The 16,227-nt window shown below is 62.9% G+C and carries 15 protein-coding genes; 12 read left to right on the forward strand and 3 right to left on the reverse strand.

The annotated features are described in order from the left end of the window. Positions 1-181: 181 nt before the first annotated feature. From speB to F3H98_RS09740, 9 genes are all read left to right on the forward strand, one after another. Entirely contained in the window at positions 182-1,243 is a 1,062-nt protein-coding gene (gene speB, locus F3H98_RS09700; protein WP_149759936.1) for an agmatinase, read from the forward strand. Positions 1,244-1,384: 141 nt separating this feature from the next. Further along, positions 1,385-2,176, forward strand: coding sequence for a transporter substrate-binding domain-containing protein (locus F3H98_RS09705; protein WP_149759937.1), 792 nt, complete (start codon positions 1,385-1,387; stop codon positions 2,174-2,176). A gap of 3 nt (positions 2,177-2,179) precedes the next feature. Then, the gene (locus tag F3H98_RS09710) at positions 2,180-2,848 is read left to right on the forward strand and encodes an amino acid ABC transporter permease (protein WP_149759938.1); all 669 of its coding nucleotides are present in this window, start codon (positions 2,180-2,182) and stop codon (positions 2,846-2,848) included. Then, positions 2,845-3,492 (forward strand): amino acid ABC transporter permease, encoded by a 648-nt coding sequence (locus F3H98_RS09715; protein ID WP_149759939.1) that lies wholly within the window; start codon positions 2,845-2,847, stop codon positions 3,490-3,492. Before F3H98_RS09710 ends, F3H98_RS09715 begins: the two co-directional genes overlap by 4 nt. Positions 3,493-3,567: 75 nt before the next feature. Then, the gene (locus F3H98_RS09720) at positions 3,568-4,656 is read left to right on the forward strand and encodes an ABC transporter substrate-binding protein (RefSeq protein WP_149759940.1); all 1,089 of its coding nucleotides are present in this window, start codon (positions 3,568-3,570) and stop codon (positions 4,654-4,656) included. Positions 4,657-4,860: 204 nt separating this feature from the next. Continuing rightward, positions 4,861-5,898 carry an ABC transporter ATP-binding protein gene (locus F3H98_RS09725; RefSeq protein WP_149759941.1) on the forward strand — a complete coding sequence of 346 codons (1,038 nt, stop codon included), beginning with the start codon at positions 4,861-4,863 and terminating at the stop codon, positions 5,896-5,898. Continuing rightward, entirely contained in the window at positions 5,895-6,749 is an 855-nt protein-coding gene (locus F3H98_RS09730; RefSeq protein ID WP_149759942.1) for an ABC transporter permease, read from the forward strand. The genes F3H98_RS09725 and F3H98_RS09730 overlap by 4 nt, the downstream gene beginning before the upstream one ends. Continuing rightward, the gene (locus F3H98_RS09735) at positions 6,746-7,549 is read left to right on the forward strand and encodes an ABC transporter permease (protein ID WP_149759943.1); all 804 of its coding nucleotides are present in this window, start codon (positions 6,746-6,748) and stop codon (positions 7,547-7,549) included. The genes F3H98_RS09730 and F3H98_RS09735 overlap by 4 nt, the downstream gene beginning before the upstream one ends. Continuing rightward, on the forward strand, positions 7,546-8,322 hold the full coding sequence (locus tag F3H98_RS09740) for a carbon-nitrogen hydrolase family protein (protein ID WP_244621660.1): 777 nt from the start codon (positions 7,546-7,548) through the stop codon (positions 8,320-8,322). Before F3H98_RS09735 ends, F3H98_RS09740 begins: the two co-directional genes overlap by 4 nt. A gap of 12 nt (positions 8,323-8,334) precedes the next feature. Here the strand turns inward: F3H98_RS09740 and F3H98_RS09745 are convergent, their stop codons facing one another. The 3 genes from F3H98_RS09745 to F3H98_RS09755 all read right to left on the reverse strand — a co-directional run bounded on the left by F3H98_RS09745 (position 8,335) and on the right by F3H98_RS09755 (position 11,817). After that, positions 8,335-9,459, reverse strand: a complete 1,125-nt coding sequence (locus tag F3H98_RS09745) for a beta-ketoacyl-ACP synthase III (protein WP_149759945.1) — start codon at positions 9,457-9,459, stop codon at positions 8,335-8,337. A gap of 127 nt (positions 9,460-9,586) precedes the next feature. Then, positions 9,587-10,336 (reverse strand): SDR family oxidoreductase, encoded by a 750-nt coding sequence (locus F3H98_RS09750; RefSeq protein WP_149759946.1) that lies wholly within the window; start codon positions 10,334-10,336, stop codon positions 9,587-9,589. 5 nt (positions 10,337-10,341) lie between these two features. Then, positions 10,342-11,817: an aldehyde dehydrogenase family protein gene (locus tag F3H98_RS09755; protein WP_149759947.1), complete on the reverse strand. Its 1,476-nt coding sequence runs from the start codon at positions 11,815-11,817 to the stop codon at positions 10,342-10,344. A gap of 213 nt (positions 11,818-12,030) precedes the next feature. Between F3H98_RS09755 and zwf the strand changes: the two genes are divergently transcribed. The 3 genes from zwf to edd all read left to right on the forward strand — a co-directional run bounded on the left by zwf (position 12,031) and on the right by edd (position 16,103). Beyond that, complete coding sequence (zwf, locus tag F3H98_RS09760) at positions 12,031-13,500, forward strand: glucose-6-phosphate dehydrogenase (RefSeq protein ID WP_149759948.1); 1,470 nt, start codon at positions 12,031-12,033, stop codon at positions 13,498-13,500. After that, positions 13,500-14,207, forward strand: coding sequence for a 6-phosphogluconolactonase (gene pgl / locus F3H98_RS09765; RefSeq protein ID WP_149759949.1), 708 nt, complete (start codon positions 13,500-13,502; stop codon positions 14,205-14,207). Before zwf ends, pgl begins: the two co-directional genes overlap by 1 nt. A gap of 69 nt (positions 14,208-14,276) precedes the next feature. Continuing rightward, positions 14,277-16,103, forward strand: coding sequence for a phosphogluconate dehydratase (gene edd, locus F3H98_RS09770; RefSeq protein ID WP_149759950.1), 1,827 nt, complete (start codon positions 14,277-14,279; stop codon positions 16,101-16,103). The last annotated feature ends 124 nt before the right edge of the window (positions 16,104-16,227 follow it).

Consider the following 16,227-nt stretch of genomic DNA (forward strand, 5'->3'; position numbering starts at 1 on the left):
TCACGCTAAACCCTATAACAATATCAATTGTCTTTTCAACATTACGCCGCGACAATCAATCTCAGCGCATCATCAAGGCTTGGCAGAATTGTAGCGGCGCCGCGGAGGACAATCTCGCGGGCATCGTGGCGATTTCCAGAAGGGGACCAAAGGTTCCGGCGCTTCAGGAGGATTTATCGGCATGGCATGGGACCGCAGCAAGCTCGACGCGTTGCAGAAGAAATATGGCGAAAGCCATGGCGGCGAGCTTTTCAATCCGAAATTCCGGCGCGTCGCCGACAAGATCTTCACCGAAAGCGGAACCCGTCTGGCTCCGTATTCCGGGGTGCCGACTTTCCTGACCGCTCCCTACCTTCAGGTCGACAACGACAATCCCGATTTTGGTGATCTCCAGGTGGCGATGGTCGGCGTGCCGATGGATCTCGGCGTCACCAACCGGCCGGGCTCGCGCTTCGGCCCACGCGCGCTGCGCACCATCGAGCGGATCGGGCCCTACAATCACGTGCTCGACTGCGCGCCGGTACAGGATCTGCGCGTTGCCGACATTGGCGATGTGCCGTTCCAGAGCCGCTATCGGCTGGAGCTCAGCCACGACGACATCGAACGCCGCATCAACCAGATCGTCGATGCCGGCGTGGTGCCGCTGTCGGTTGGCGGCGACCATTCGATCAGCCACCCGATCCTCAAGGCGGTCGGCAAGAAGGCGCCGGTCGGCATGATCCATATCGATGCGCATTGCGATACCGGCGGCGCATACGACCTGACCAAGTTCCACCATGGCGGGCCGTTCCGCAACGCCGTGCTTGACGGCGTACTCGACCCGACGCGCACGATCCAGATCGGCATTCGCGGTTCGGCCGAATATCTGTGGGAATTCACCTACGAATCCGGCATGACCGTCATCCATGCGGAGGAAGTTTCCGGCCTCGGCATCCCCGCCGTCATCGAGCGGGCAAAAAAGATCGTCGGCGACGGTCCGACCTACCTGACCTTCGACATCGACAGCCTCGACCCGGCGTTTGCGCCCGGCACCGGGACGCCCGAGGTGGGCGGCCTGACGACACGCGAGGTGCTGGAAATCCTGCGCGGCCTGAAAGGCGTCAACCTGGTCGGCGGCGACGTCGTCGAGGTGGCTCCTCAATATGATTCCACCACCAACACCGCACATGCCGGTGCGCAGGTGCTGTTCGAAATTCTGAGCCTGATGGTTTTCAGTCCCTTCGTCACCGGCAAGCGAGGCTGAGCCCATGAACTGAACCGGTCGCGCCGCGGCGCTGCAGGGAGCAGATGCCACGGCGGGACCGCACTAGCGAACCTGTCGGAAAATCAACAACAGAAAGCCGGCAGGAAAAATCTCAACAGTCTTGAAAAGGGAACACAAGACATGACCATGAAGAGCATCTTCCGTTCATCGCTGCTGGCCGTCGCACTCCTGGCTGGTGCAACCGCCGCCCAGGCCGACGCCATCGACGACATCACCACCGCCGGCCAGATCAATGTCGGGGTCTTCGCCGACTTTCCGCCCTTCTCCTCGGCCAGCGCCGATATGAGCCTCAAGGGCTACGACATGGATGTCGCGCAGCACATCGCCGACACGCTGAAGGTAAAGCTCAACCCGGTCGCGGTGACCGGCCAGAACCGCATTCCCTACCTCACCGAAAAGCGCGTCGACCTGCTGATGAGCGTGGGCTACTCCAAGGAACGCGAGCAGGTCATCGATTTCGCCGCCGCCTACGCACCCTATTACATCGCGGTGATCGGACCGGCCGCACTCGAGGTGAAGGGCAAGGACGATCTCGGCGGCAAGTCGATCGCCGTCAATCGCGGCACGCTGGAAGATACCTCGCTGACAGAGGCCGCGCCCGCCACCGCCGACATCAAGCGCTTCGACAATTACAACGCGGTGATCCAGGCCTTCATCTCCGGCCAGACGCAGCTGATGGTAGTCGGCAACGATGTCGGCGCGCAGGTTCTAGCGCGTCAGGAGGAGCTGAAGCCGGAACAGAAGTTCCAGCTGCTCACATCGCCCTCGCATATCGGTCTCAACAAGAACGAGGAGCGGCTGAAGAAGGCGATCAACGACGCCGTCGCCGCGATGCTTGCCGACGGAAAGCTGAACGCAAGTTCGGAAGCCTGGCTGAAGACCCCGCTCAATCCTGAAAACCTCAAGGACTGATCCGTGGGCTACAGCCTCGACTTCGGCTGGCTGACCGAGGCCCTGGGCGCCATAGCCCAGGGCGCGGCGATGACGATGATGCTCATCACCGTCACCACAATCGCCGGCACGTTTTTCAGCGTGCTCGGCGCTGCCGGACGACGCAGCGGTTATCCCCTCCTTCGCCACGCAATCACCGTCTATGTCGAGGTGATCCGCAACACGCCGTTCCTGGTGCAGCTGTTCTTCATCTTCTTCGGCTTGCCGGCGCTCGGCATCCGGCTCGATCCGGTCATCGCGGCCATTCTTGCCATGACCTTGAACATGGCGGCCTACACCACCGAAATCGTCGGCGCCGGCCTGGACGCGGTGCCGACTGGCCAGCGCGAAGCCGCGCTGGCGCTTGGCCTGCGTCCGCGACAGGTCTTCATCAAGGTCGTGCTGCCGCAGGCGCTGAAGGTGATCTTTCCTGCGCTGACCAGCCAGATCGTCATCATGATGCTGGAATCGGCGGTGGTGTCGCAGATCGCGGTGCGTGAATTGACCTACGAGGCCGACATGCTGCAGGCACGCACCTTCCGCGCCTTCGAAACCTACTTCGTCGTCACCATGGTCTATCTCGCTCTGTCGATGGCTCTGCGCCGGTTTCTGGTCGCGGGCGGACGGCGCGTGTTGGGAGCGGGCGTGTCATGATCGAGTTCACTCTTTGGGACATCGTTCGCAATCTCTTGCTGGCCGCGCGCTGGACGGTTCTGCTGTCGATTGTCGCCTTCGTCGGCGGCGCCCTGGTCGGCTTGGTCATCCTGTTCCTGCGCATCGCCAAGAACAAATGGGCGCGGCGTTTCTCGTCTGGTTACATCGCGCTGTTCCAGGGCACGCCGCTTTTGATGCAGCTTTTCCTGATGTTCTTCGGCCTGCCGATGCTGGGCTTCCGCATCGAGCCATGGACGGCGGCAGTGCTCGGCCTCACCTTCTTCGCCAGCGCCTATCTCGCCGAGATCTGGCGCAGCGGCGTCGACGCATTGCCGCGCGGCCAGTGGGACGCCGGCGCCAGCCTCGGCCTGCACTATTTGCAGGAGCTCAGGCTGATCATCCTGCCGCAGGCTTTTTCGATCACACGGGCGCCTGCCGTCGGCTTTCTCGTGCAGCTGGTCAAGGCGACGGCGCTGACCTCCATCATCGGCTTCGAGGAGCTGGTGCGCACCTCGAATGCCATCAACAATGCAACCTTCGAACCGTTCACCGTCTACGGGCTGGTGGCGCTGATCTTCTTCGTCATCTGCTTCCCGCTGACACAATATGCCCGCATGCTGGAGGCTCGGTCGGCAAGACATTGACGGGCAGTTGAACTAGACTTCGACCGACAAAAAATGGGAACACCGGGCAACCCGGGTAAGAAAGAGGAGAATGACATGACTGGATTTCGCAATCGCGGCATCAGCCGCCGTACGGTGCTCGGCACCGGGCTAGCCGCCGCCGGCATGCTCGCCATGCCGTCCGTGCTGAGGGCACAGGACAAGTCGCTGAAGGTCGGCGTCTATGGCGGCTACTTCAAGGATTCGTTCGACAAGAACATCTTTCCCGAATTCACCAAGACGACCGGCATCGCAGTCGAATCGGTCGCCGAGCCGACAGGCGAAGCCTGGCTGGTGCAGCTCGAACAGGCGGCGAAGGCGGGTCAGGCGCCGGCCGACCTCTCGATGATGTCGCAGACCTCGACGCTCAAGGGCCAGTCGACCGAGCTATGGACGCCGATCGACCCGGCCAAGATCAAGAACTACGACAGCCTGCTGCCGCACTTCATCAATAAATATCCAGATGGGCGCGTCGCCGGCATTGGGGCGGTGGCCTGGTACATCACGCTGGTGACCAACACGGATGTCTACAAGGAAGCCCCAACCTCCTGGGAGGCACTTTGGGATCCGGCCAATGCCGACAAGCTCGGCCTGCTGGCGCTGGCGTCCAATTCGTTCCTGCTCGAAGTGACTGCCACGACCTTCATGGGCGGCACCAAGGCGCTCGACACCGACGAGGGGCTGGAAAAGGCGTTCGCCAAGCTTGCCGAGGTGAAGCCGAACGTCCGCCTCTGGTATCGCGACGAGGCACAGTTTGAGCAGGCGCTGAAATCCGGCGAAATCCCGATGGGCCAGTATTACCACGACGTCACCGGCCTGGCCGCCGCCGACGGCCATCCCGTGCGCTCGACCTTCCCGAAGGAGGGCGGTATCCAGGATTCCGGCAACTGGGCGCTGTCGCGCGCCTCGACCAAGGTTGAGGAGGCGCATGTGTTCATCGACTACATGAGCCAGCCGGCGATCCAGGGCCTGATGTCGCGCAAGGTCGGTACGGCGCCGACGCTGAAGAAGGAGGTGCTCGACCTGAAGCCGGAGGAGTTTGCCGCGGTATCGTCGGAAATCCCGCCGATCATTCCCCGCTACGACCTCTATACGACCAAGGCCGACTGGATCAACCAGAAGTGGACCGAGCTGATCGTCAGCTGATTTCCCTTCTCCCGCTTGCGGGGGGAGGGTGGCGCGACGCGCCGGATGAAGGGCGGAGGACACGCGCAAGTTTCGCTGCCCCTCATTTTCCTGCAGGCATCTTCTCCCCGCAGACGGGGAGAAGACGAATGGCAATCCCTTCGCCCTCCGACCACCGCGTGCGGTAATTGCAGCCGCCCCCAGCCGTCGATAATAGGAGCAGGCATGTCCGGCCTTTCCCTGAATGACATCACCAAGACGTTCGGCGACTTCACGGCCGTCGACAACGTCAGGCTCGACGTGCCGCACGGCACTTTCGTCTGCCTGCTCGGCCCTTCCGGATGCGGCAAGACCACGCTGCTCAGGATGATCGCCGGCCTGGAGGAACCGACCGCCGGCGCCATCGTGCTCGACGGCAAGGACATTACGCCGGTTCCCACCCACAAGCGCGAACTCGGCATGGTGTTTCAGTCGCTGGCGCTGTTTCCGCATCTCTCCGTGGGCGACAACATCTCGTACCCGCTGCGCATCCGCGGCGCCTCGCGCGACGCGCAGAAAAAGCGCACCGAGGAGCTGCTCGCGCTCATCCATCTCTCCGGCTATGCCGACCGCCCGGTGGCGAAACTGTCTGGCGGTCAGCGGCAGCGCGTGGCGATCGCCCGCGCGCTCGCTATCTCGCCAAAACTCTTCCTGCTCGACGAGCCGCTCTCTGCGCTCGACGCGAAATTGCGCGAAGCCATGCAGGTGGAGTTGCGCCAGTTGCAACAGAAGCTCGGCATCACCACCATCGTCGTCACCCACGACCAGCGCGAGGCTATGACCATGGCCGACCTCGTCGTTGTCATGGGCAACGGCAGGATACGCCAGGCCGCCTCGCCGATCGAAATCTACCGCAAGCCTGCCGACGCCTTCGTCGCCGATTTCATCGGTTCCACCAACCTTCTCGAGGTAACGACCGACAGCGCCGGGCGCGCCATCGTGCTCGGCCAGGCCATCGCAGGGTTGAAGCTGCCAGCCGGAGCCAGCAAGGCATCGCTATCGATCCGGCCCGAGGACGTGCATCTCGACATGCCGGGCAAGGATGCCATCGGGGGCACCGTCACGTTCGTCCGCGATCTCGGCGGCACCATCGAGACCTTCGTGGAGGCCGGCGGCGCCAGTATCGTCTCGGTGGCGACGCCGCGCGAACGCCCGAACGTCAAGCAGGGGCAGAAGGTCGGCGTCGTGCTGCCGCCCGAGAGCTGCGTGGTGCTCCCCCAATGAGACGCGAGCCGCCGCGGACGCTGGCCGACTATACGCCGCTGGCTTTTCCGGCGCTGATGCTGATCGTCTTCTTCGTCATCCCGTTCTCGACGATGATTGCGGTGAGCTTCTTTCAGCGCAATCCGGCCGGTTTTTACACGCCGGATTTCGTCTTCGACAATTACGCGCGCTTCCTGTCGCTGTTCTTTGCCAAGGTGCTCGGCTTCTCGCTGATGCTGGCGGTGCTGGTCGCGGTGTGTTGCATCGCCATCGCCTTCCCGTTCACCTATCTGCTCACCAGGCAGTCGCGGAAGATGCAGACTGTCTGGCTGGTCTGCCTTTTGTCCGTGCTGTCGCTGTCGGAGGTTATCATTGGTTTTGCCTGGCAGACGCTTTTTTCGAGAACCGCCGGCATTACCAATCTTCTGGTCGCAATGGGATTGATGACTGAGGCAAAGGCGCTCACGCCGGGATTTGGCGCGGTGCTTACCGGCATGGTCTACCAGGCGCTGCCGTATACGATCCTGGTGCTTTATCCGGCGCTTGTACGGCTCGATCCGACGCTACTTGAGGCGGCCCGCACGCTAGGCGCTTCTCCCGTCCGCGCCTTTCTCAACGTCGTGTTGCCGGCGCTCAGGAACACCATCGTGGCGACCCTCATCATGGTCTTCGTCTTTGCGCTCGGCTCTTATCTGCTGCCGCAGATGCTCGGCAGGCCGCAGCACTGGACGCTGTCGGTGCTGATTACCGACCAGGCGATCTATCAGTCCAATATGCCATTCGCCGCTGCTATGGCGGTTTTCCTGGTGCTGATCTCGCTGGCTCTGGTTGGGTTGACGCTGATGCTCGGGCGCAGGGAGAACGCGGGATGAGCGAAAGATTGCTGCGGCGCTTCTACTTCTTCCTGGTCGGGCTGTTCCTCGCCGCGCCGCTGGTCGTGGTCGCGGGAGTTTCAGTCAATGAGAAGCAGGATCTAGCCTTTCCGCCGAAAGGCTTTTCGCTGGCATGGTACGGCCAGATATTCACAAATCCGGAATGGCGGCTGGCGCTGATCCATTCGGTCACGCTTGCTGTCTGTTCGGCTGCGATCGCGGTGGCCATCGCGCTGCCGCTGTCATGGTTCCTGTGGCGACGCATCGCACCCTGGGCGAATATCTTCCAGGTTCTGGGCCTGGCGCCCTTCATCCTGCCGCCGGTCATTACGGCGCTCGGATTCCTCACGTTCTGGGCGACCGTCGGGCTTTTCGGCCAGTTCTTCACCGCCATCATCAGCCACGCCATCTTCTTCGTCACGCTGCCGCTGGTGACCTTGTCGCTCGGTTTCGCCTCCATCGACCGCTCGCTGGTGGAAGCCGCATCGACCATGGGAGCCGACGATCGCACGGTGCTGAAAACCGTCGTGCTGCCGCTGATCCTGCCCTACCTCGTTTCCGGTTATGCCTTTGCCTTCGTGCTGTCGCTGAACGAATACATCGTCGCCTACATGACCATAGGTTTCACCACGGAAACGTTGCCCATCAAGATCTTCAACGCGCTGCGCTACGGCTACACGCCGACCATGGCCTCGGTGTCTGTGTTCTTTGTCGCCATCGCTGCGTTGGTGTTCGGGCTGATCGCCAAATTCGGCGATATCAGGCGGCTGCTCGGCGCCATGTCCTCGGATGCCAACTGATGAAACTCGCAATCCTCCAGATGCAGGCGGCATCCGGCGACCCCGCCGCCAACCTTGACCGCATCGGGCGCGCCATGCGTGAGGCCGCAGAACAGGGCGCCGATCTTCTCGTCACCCCGGAACTGGCGGTCACCGGCTACGGGGCTGGCGAAGCCATCACAGACCTCGCCGAAGCTCCCGATGGCAAGACGGCGACCAGGCTGCACGGCCTCTCACTGGAAACCGGCGTTGCGGTCACTGCCGGCTTTGCCGAGCGCGACGGCGATACCGTCTACAACAGCGCCATGCTGGTCGACCGGCGCGGCGTTTTGGAAGTCTATCGCAAGTCGCATCTTTACGGCCCTTACGAGCGGGAGCTGTTCACGCCGGAAAAACCCTCCGCTAGCATCATAGACTTCCGCGGCATAAAGCTCGGCATGTTGATCTGCTACGATGTGGAGTTCCCGGAGAATGTGCGGCGTCTGGCGCAGGCCGGCGCCGAAGCCGTGCTGGTGCCGACAGCGCTGCCAGCGAGCGGCCATGCCGCGCTGATCGCCCGCAAGATCATTCCGGTGCGCGCCTTCGAGAACCAGATATTCGTCGCCTATGTCAATCATTGCGGCGCCGACGAGCGGTTTTCTTATGCGGGGCTTTCAGGCGTCGCGGCGCCGGATGGCTCGATGCTGGCCGAAGTGGGTGAAACCGGCGAAGAACTGCTGTTCGCCGACCTGCGGACCGAGGATTTTGCCGCCTCGGCTTCAGAAAACACCTATCTGGCCGATCTGCGGGTTTGATGGGCAGCCGCGCTACATCTTCCTGACGATGACACTGCCGGCGGAATAACCCGCGCCGAAGGAGCAGATGACGCCGTAGCTGCCGGGGGGCAGGTCGTCGGAGAATTTCGAGAAGGCGATGATCGAACCGGCCGAGGACGTGTTGGCGTAATCCTGCAGCACATTCGGCTGCTCTTCACGCGTAGGCTCGCGGCCGAGAACCTTCTGGCCGATCAGGTCGTTCATTGCCTTGTTGGCTTGGTGCAGCCAGAGCCGCGACAGCTGAACAGGCTTGAGTCCGGCCTCGGTGAGGTGGCCGAGCATCAGTTCGGCGACCATCGGCACCACCTGCTTGAACACCTTGCGGCCTTCCTGGTGGAACTGCATGTCGCGGCGATCGGCCATGTGGCCTTCGCGCGTGCGCCGCAGGAAGCCGTTATTGTTGCGGATATTGTTGGAAAATTCGGTCAGCAGCCGCGTCGAAAGGATCTCGAAGCCATCATCGGTTTCGGCATCCTCGGCCCGCTGGATAATAACCGCCGTGCAGACATCGCCGAAGATGAAATGGCAGTCGCGGTCACGCCATTCCTGATGGCCCGAGGTTATTTCGGGATTGACCATCAGCACCGCGCGAGCCGAGCCGCTGCGGATCATGTCGGCTGCAAGCTGGATGCCGAAGGTCGCCGACGAACACGCGACGTTCATGTCGAAGGCGAAACCCTTGATGCCTAGAGCCTGCTGCACCTCGATGGCGATGGCCGGATAAGCGCGCTCGTGATTGGACGCCGCGCAGATGACGGCGTCGATGTCGGCCGCCTGCAGGCCGGCCTTGGTCAATGCCTCGTCGGCCGCCTTCACCGAAATCTCGGCCATGATCGAGAGGTCTTCCTCGGCGCGTTCCGGCAACACGGGGTGCATGATCCCGGGATCAAGAATGCCGAATTTGCTCATCACATGCCGGCGCTCGATACCGGACGCTTTCAGGATGAACTCCTCGCTCGACAGCGGCATCGGCTCGCGCTCGCCGGCTTCGATCGCGTCGGCATGAAGCTTGTTCTGGCGATGGGCATATTCGTTGTAGGAGGCCACCAGTTCGGCATTGGTGATGATTTCTTCGGGCGTGAAGATGCCGGTTCCAGTGATGGCGGCCTTGTGCATGGCATTTCCCGTCGCGTTTTTTCTTTGGCCCAATCGAATAGGGCACGCCCTTGCGCGGTCAAGCCCAATCCGCCCCGGGCGGTGGCATGCCGAGAGCTTATCCCTGCGAATTCAGCGGCAAATGAGTTCAGATGCAGCGGCCGCCATCCACCTCGAGCGCAATGCCGGTGATGAAGGCAGCCTCGTCGGAAGCCAGCCAAAGTGCCGCGTTGGCGATGTCGAGCGGCGTCGACAGTCGGCCGAGCGGGATCGATGCCCGGAACTTAGCCCGAAGTTCCGGCGTGTCCTCGCCCATAAATTGCGCCAGCATGCCGGTCTCGCCGGCGACCGGGCAGAGGCAATTGACGCGGATGTTCCGTGGCGCCAGTTCCACTGCCATCGACTTGGTGGCGGTGATCGCCCAGCCCTTCGACGCGTTGTACCAGGTCAGGCCCGGCCGCGGCCTGAGGCCCGCCGTGGAAGCCGTGGTGATGATCGAGCCGCCACCCTGCTTTTCCATGAGCGGCACCACGGCGCGCGCGGCATGGTAGATCGCCTTCATGTTGACGGCGGTGATCAGATCGAAAGTAGCCTCTTCGACGCCGAGCATGTCGCCATTGCGGTGGGTGTAGCCGGCATTGTTGACCATGATGTCGATATGGCCGAATGCCTTCATGGTCGCATCCACCATCTCGTCGAATTCGGATTTCTGCGAGACGTCGGTCTGTGTCCAGATCGCCTGTTTGCCGATCTCGCCCGCGACACGCTCCGCCCCCTTGGCGTTCAGATCGGCCACCACCACTTTGGCGCCTTCCTCGGCAAACCGTTTGGCCATGCCTTCGCCAAACCCGGATGCCGCCCCGGTGATTACCGCGACCTTGTTTTCCAGACGTTTCATGCTTTTTACCCGTGGTTGAAGACGATGGTCTTGGTCGCCGACATGTCGTAGAGCGCCTCGAAACCCTTTTCGCGGCCGTGGCCGGATTTCTTGAAGCCGCCGAAAGGAAGCTCGATGCCGCCGCCGGCGCCATAACCGTTGACGAAGACCTGGCCGGCGCGAACACGCTTGGCGACGCGATGCTGGCGGGCGCCATCCCTGGTCCAGATCCCTGCGACGAGCCCGAACTCCGTGCTGTTGGCCAGCCGTACCGCCTCCTCCTCGCCATCGAACGGGAAAAGGCTCAGCACAGGTCCGAACACTTCTTCCTGCGCGATTGTTGCTTGCGGATTGACCGACCCGAACAGCACCGGCGCCTGATAATAACCGCCCGCCGGCGCATTGGCATGGACCGAACCTTTTGCGAGCACCGGAATTCCAGCTTCTTGCGCCGCGTCGATGATGCCGGCGACGCGCTCCTTCTGGCGCGGGTTGATCAACGCGCCGAGATCGAGGTCGGCATCGTGCGGTCCGGCAACCAGTTTTGAGAACCGCTCGGCGAGGCTGTTGGCGACCTTGTCGTAGATAGGCCGTTCGATCAGCACCCGGCTGCCGGCCGAGCAGGTCTGGCCGCCATTCTGGATGATGGCGTTGACCAGCACGGGAAGTGCTGCCTCGATATCGGCATCGGCAAAGACGATCTGCGGCGATTTCCCGCCGAGCTCCATGGTGACGCCCCGGTTGTTGATCGCCGCCGCCTGCTGGATTGCGGTGCCGGTCAGCGGCGAGCCGGTGAAGGTGACGTAGTCGACCAAGGGATGGCCTGACAGCGCCGCGCCGGCCTCGCGGCCGTAACCGGTGATGACGTTGAAAACGCCCGCCGGGATGCCCGCCTCGAGCGCCAGTTCGGCCATGCGGATCGCCGTCAGCGAGGCATCCTCTGCCGGTTTGACCACCAGCGTGTTGCCCATCGCAAGGGCTGCGCCCGCGACGCGGGCAAGGATCTGCAAGGGATAGTTCCAGGGAATGATGCCGGCCACCACGCCATGCGGCTCGCGCAGCGTCAGCGCGGTGTAACCGTCGAGGAAAGGGATGGTGTCGCCGTGGATCTTATCGCCGGCGCCTCCATAGAATTCGAAGTAACGCATGGTGGCCGTGACATCGGCCTTGCCTTGCCGGACCGGCTTGCCGGTGTCGCGCGATTCGAGAGCGGCGAGTTCGGCGCCGTTCTTTTCCACGAGTTGGAAGAGCCTGGTCAGGCAGCGGCCTCGCTCGACCGCCGGCATTCGGCTCCACGGGCCCTCGTCGAAGGCGCGCCGCGCGGCTTTGACGGCACGGTCGACATCTGCTTCGCCGGATGCGGGGATCGAGGCGAACACCTTGCCATCGGAGGGCGAGGCGACGTCGATGCGCAATCCCGACAGCGAATCGACAGGCTTGCCGTCGATGAACTGCATGAAAGCCAGACCTTCTGCGACGGTGCGCGAAAGATGCGTGCCCATGGCGTTTACCTCCTTGGTATCGTTCCGCAACGGTCCTATGTTGCAGCCGCGAAGGAACTGAACTCTTGTAGGCCTTGAGAAACGCGCGCCACATTCCGCGTGTCAAGCTTCCAGTGCGGGAATTGAGGATGTGACACCATGGCACTGGCAAATTTAAATCGATTAGATTATAGGCTTGCTCGCAACAGCGAGTCCTGAGAATACGGACAGACAATGACCAGTCAGATCATTCCAGTCGATCCTTTCGACTTCATCATTTTCGGTGGCACCGGCGACCTCGCCGAGCGCAAGCTGCTGCCTGCGCTCTATTACCGCCAGCGCGACCATCAGTTTTCCGAGCCGACCCGCATCATCGGCGCTTCGCGCTCGAAGATGACCGACGAGGAATTCCAGACCTTCGCCAAAAAGGCGATTTCCGAACATGTGAAGCCCGAAGACATCGACGCCAAGGAGCTGAAGACGTTCCTGGCGCGGCTGTCCTACGTCGCCGTCGACGCCATGTCGGGCGAGGGCTTTGCCAAGCTGAAGAAGGCCATCGGCGAAAGCGACTGCATCCGCGCCTACTATCTGGCGGTAGCACCGACTCTGTTCGGCGAGATTTCGCACAAGCTCAAGGAACACGGGCTGATAACGCCGAATTCGCGCATCGTCGTCGAAAAGCCGATCGGCCGCGATCTTATCTCGGCCAGGGCGCTCAACGACCAGATCGGCGCCGATTTCGGCGAACACCAGATATTCCGCATCGACCACTATCTCGGCAAGGAGACGGTGCAGAACCTGATGGCGCTGCGTTTTGCCAACGCGCTCTATGAGCCGCTGTGGAACTCCGCCCATATTGATCATGTGCAGATCACCGTGGCCGAAACGGTCGGCCTCGAAGACCGCGTCACCTACTACGACAAAGCCGGCGCGCTGCGCGACATGGTGCAGAACCACATGCTGCAGCTCCTGTGCCTGGTCGCCATGGAAGCGCCGTCGTCGATGGATGCCAACGCTGTGCGCGACGAAAAGCTGAAGGTTCTGCGTTCGCTGAAGCGGGTCAACGGCAACGAGGCACCCAAGCAGACCGTACGCGGCCAGTACCGCGCCGGCGCCTCCGCCGGCGGACCGGTGAAGGGTTATGTCGAGGAACTGGGCGCGGCGAGCAACATCGAAACCTTCGTCGCCATCAAGGCGGAAATCGCCAATTGGCGCTGGGCCGGAGTGCCGTTCTACCTCAGGACCGGCAAGCGGCTGGCGACGCGGGTTTCCGAAATCGTCATCGAGTTCAAGCAGATCCCGCATTCGATCTTCGAGGAAAGCGCCGGCAATATCACCGCCAACCAGCTGGTGATCCGCCTGCAGCCCGACGAGGGCGTCAAGCAATACATCATGATCAAGGATCCGGGTCCGGGCGGCATGCGGCTGCGCCAGATCCCGCTCGACATGAGTTTTGCCCAGTCGTTCGACGGGCGCGCGCCGGATGCCTATGAGCGGCTGATCATGGATGTCGTGCGCGGCAACCAGACGCTGTTCATGCGCCGCGACGAGGTCGAGGCGGCTTGGAACTGGATCGACCCGATCCTCAACGCCTGGCAGGAAAACCGGCAGGAAGCGCAAGGCTATACCGCCGGCACCTGGGGTCCTTCGGCTTCCATCGCGCTGATCGAGCGCGACGGGCGCACCTGGCACGAGAGCACCTGATGCTTGCCGCGGCACCGAAGCATCATCTGAACCGGTTCGCCTCGTCGCGCGAACTGGCGGATGCGCTGGCCGACACCGTCTCGGACAGGCTGCGCGCCGCCATCAGCCATCGCGGAAAGGCGCTGATCGCGGTTTCCGGCGGCACCACGCCCGGCCTGTTCTTCCGCACGCTGTCCAGCCGCGATCTCGACTGGGCGAAAGTCACCGTCACATTGGTGGACGAGCGGTTCGTTCCGGCATCCTCGCCGCGTTCGAATGCCGCACTGGTTGCGGAGAACCTGCTGCAAAACAACGCTGCCGCGGCAAATTTCGCGGGGCTCTATCGGCCAACAGAAACCGCCGAAGAAGCCGCGAGCCAAGCCGACGATGAACTGCAGGCTCTGGCATGGCCGCTGGACGTTGCGATCCTTGGAATGGGCGGCGACGGGCACACCGCTTCGTTCTTCCCCGACGCCGAGGGGCTGGACCGGTTGCTCGATCCGTCGTCGGACAGGACGGTGTTGCCGGTCAGCGCGCCGAGCGCCGGCGAGCCGCGCCTCACCATGACACTGCCCAGACTGGCTGGCGCCGGGTTTGTCGCGCTGCATATCGAAGGCAATGCAAAACGCGATGTGCTCGACAAGGCGCTGCAACCCGGCAGCCATCTGCCGGTGCGCGCCGTTTTCGACCATTCCCGGCAGCCCGTGGAGATTTTCTGGGCGCCCTGAACGTAAAAGGCCGCATGGCCGCGGAAGCGCCTCCCATCCTTCCCGGTCATGCCTTGAAAGGATTTTGCCATGACCGCCAGGAAAGACATCGAAGCCATCACCGAGCGTATCCGCGAGCGGTCGAAGCCGCGCCGCGAGATCTACCTGGAGCGGGTGGATGCGGCGGCGGGCTCAACCGCAAATCGCGGCGTGCTTTCATGCGGCAACCTCGCGCATGGCTTTGCGGCCTGCTCCCCTTCCGAGAAGGCGATCCTTGCCGCAGACCGCGTCCCCAATCTCGGCATCATCACGTCCTACAACGACATGCTGTCGGCGCATCAGCCCTACGAAACCTATCCGCAGCTGATCAAGCAGGCGGCGCGCGACGCCGGCGGCGTGGCGCAGGTCGCGGGCGGCGTGCCGGCAATGTGTGATGGCGTCACGCAAGGCCAGCCCGGCATGGAGCTTTCGTTGTTCTCGCGCGACGTGATCGCCATGGCGACGGCGATCGGCCTGTCGCACAACATGTTCGACGCGGCCGTCTACCTCGGCATCTGCGACAAGATCGTGCCTGGCCTCGTGATCGGGGCGCTGACCTTCGGCCACCTGCCAGCGGTGTTCATCCCCGGCGGCCCGATGACTTCGGGGCTGCCCAATGACGAGAAGGCGAGGGTTCGCCAGCTCTATGCCGAAGGCAAGGTCGGCCGTGCCGAGCTGCTGGAGGCGGAGTCAAAATCCTACCACGGGCCGGGCACCTGCACCTTTTACGGCACCGCCAACTCCAACCAGATGCTGATGGAGATCATGGGGCTGCACACGCCTGGCGCTTCCTTTGTCAACCCCGGCACACCGCTGCGCGACGCGCTGACGCGCGAGGCCGCCAAGCGGGCGCTGGCGATCACCGCGCTCGGCAACGAATACACGCCGGTCGGCCGCATGTTCGACGAGCGCTCGGTGGTCAATGGCATTGTCGGCCTGCATGCGACCGGCGGTTCGACCAACCATACCATGCACCTGGTCGCCATGGCCGCCGCTGCCGGTATCACGCTGACCTGGCAGGACATTTCCGATCTGTCGGAGGCGGTGCCGCTGCTGGCGCGTGTCTATCCCAACGGCTTGTCGGATGTGAACCATTTCCATGCCGCCGGCGGCATGGGTTTCCTGATCCGTGAACTGCTCGACGCCGGCCTGTTGCACGAGGATATCCAGACGGTTTGGGGCAAAGGCCTCCGCCCTTACACGGTCGAGGCAAAGCTTGCTGCTGACGGGACGGTCGTCCGCGAGCCGGCTCCGGCAAAGAGCGGCGACGAAAAGGTGCTGGCGCCGTTCCCAAAGGCTTTCCAGCCGACGGGCGGCCTGAAGGTGCTCACCGGCAATCTCGGCCACGCGATCATCAAGACGTCTGCGGTGAAGCCGGAACGCCGTTTCGTCGAAGCGCCGGCCATCGTGCTCGACAGCCAGCAGGCGTTGAACGACGCCTTCAAGGCCGGCGAACTCGACCGCGACTTCATCGCCGTCATCCGTTTCCAGGGTCCCAAGGCCAACGGGATGCCGGAACTGCACAAACTCACGACGGTGCTCGGCATCCTGCAGGATCGCGGCCACAAGGTGGCGCTGGTCACCGACGGCCGCATGTCGGGCGCCAGCGGAAAAGTGCCGGCGGCGATCCATGTGACGCCGGAAGCGCTTGAAGGCGGCTTCATCGGCAAGGTGCGCAACGGCGACATGGTGCGGCTCGACGCGGAAGCCGGCACGCTTGAAGTGCTGGTGGAGGCGGCCGAATTGAAGACACGCATGGTGCCGCGCATTGACCTGTCGGAAAACACCCACGGCTTCGGCCGCGAGCTGTTTGCCGGCTTCCGCGAACTGGCCCTGCGCGCCGACCATGGCGCCAGCGCGTTCGGCGCAGCGCTTTAGGTCGGCTTGGCGACAGCCACTAACGCGCGTCGCGCCGAATGGGATCCGGCTTCCGCGCTGTAGCTTGTTGTTTGCGCATGTCGTTTCTCCCGAAACCGAGGACACTTTCGGGCGACATGCATTA

The organism is Neomesorhizobium albiziae, from assembly GCF_900114255.1.
GTDB classification, from domain to species: Bacteria; Pseudomonadota; Alphaproteobacteria; order Rhizobiales; family Rhizobiaceae; genus Neomesorhizobium; species Neomesorhizobium albiziae.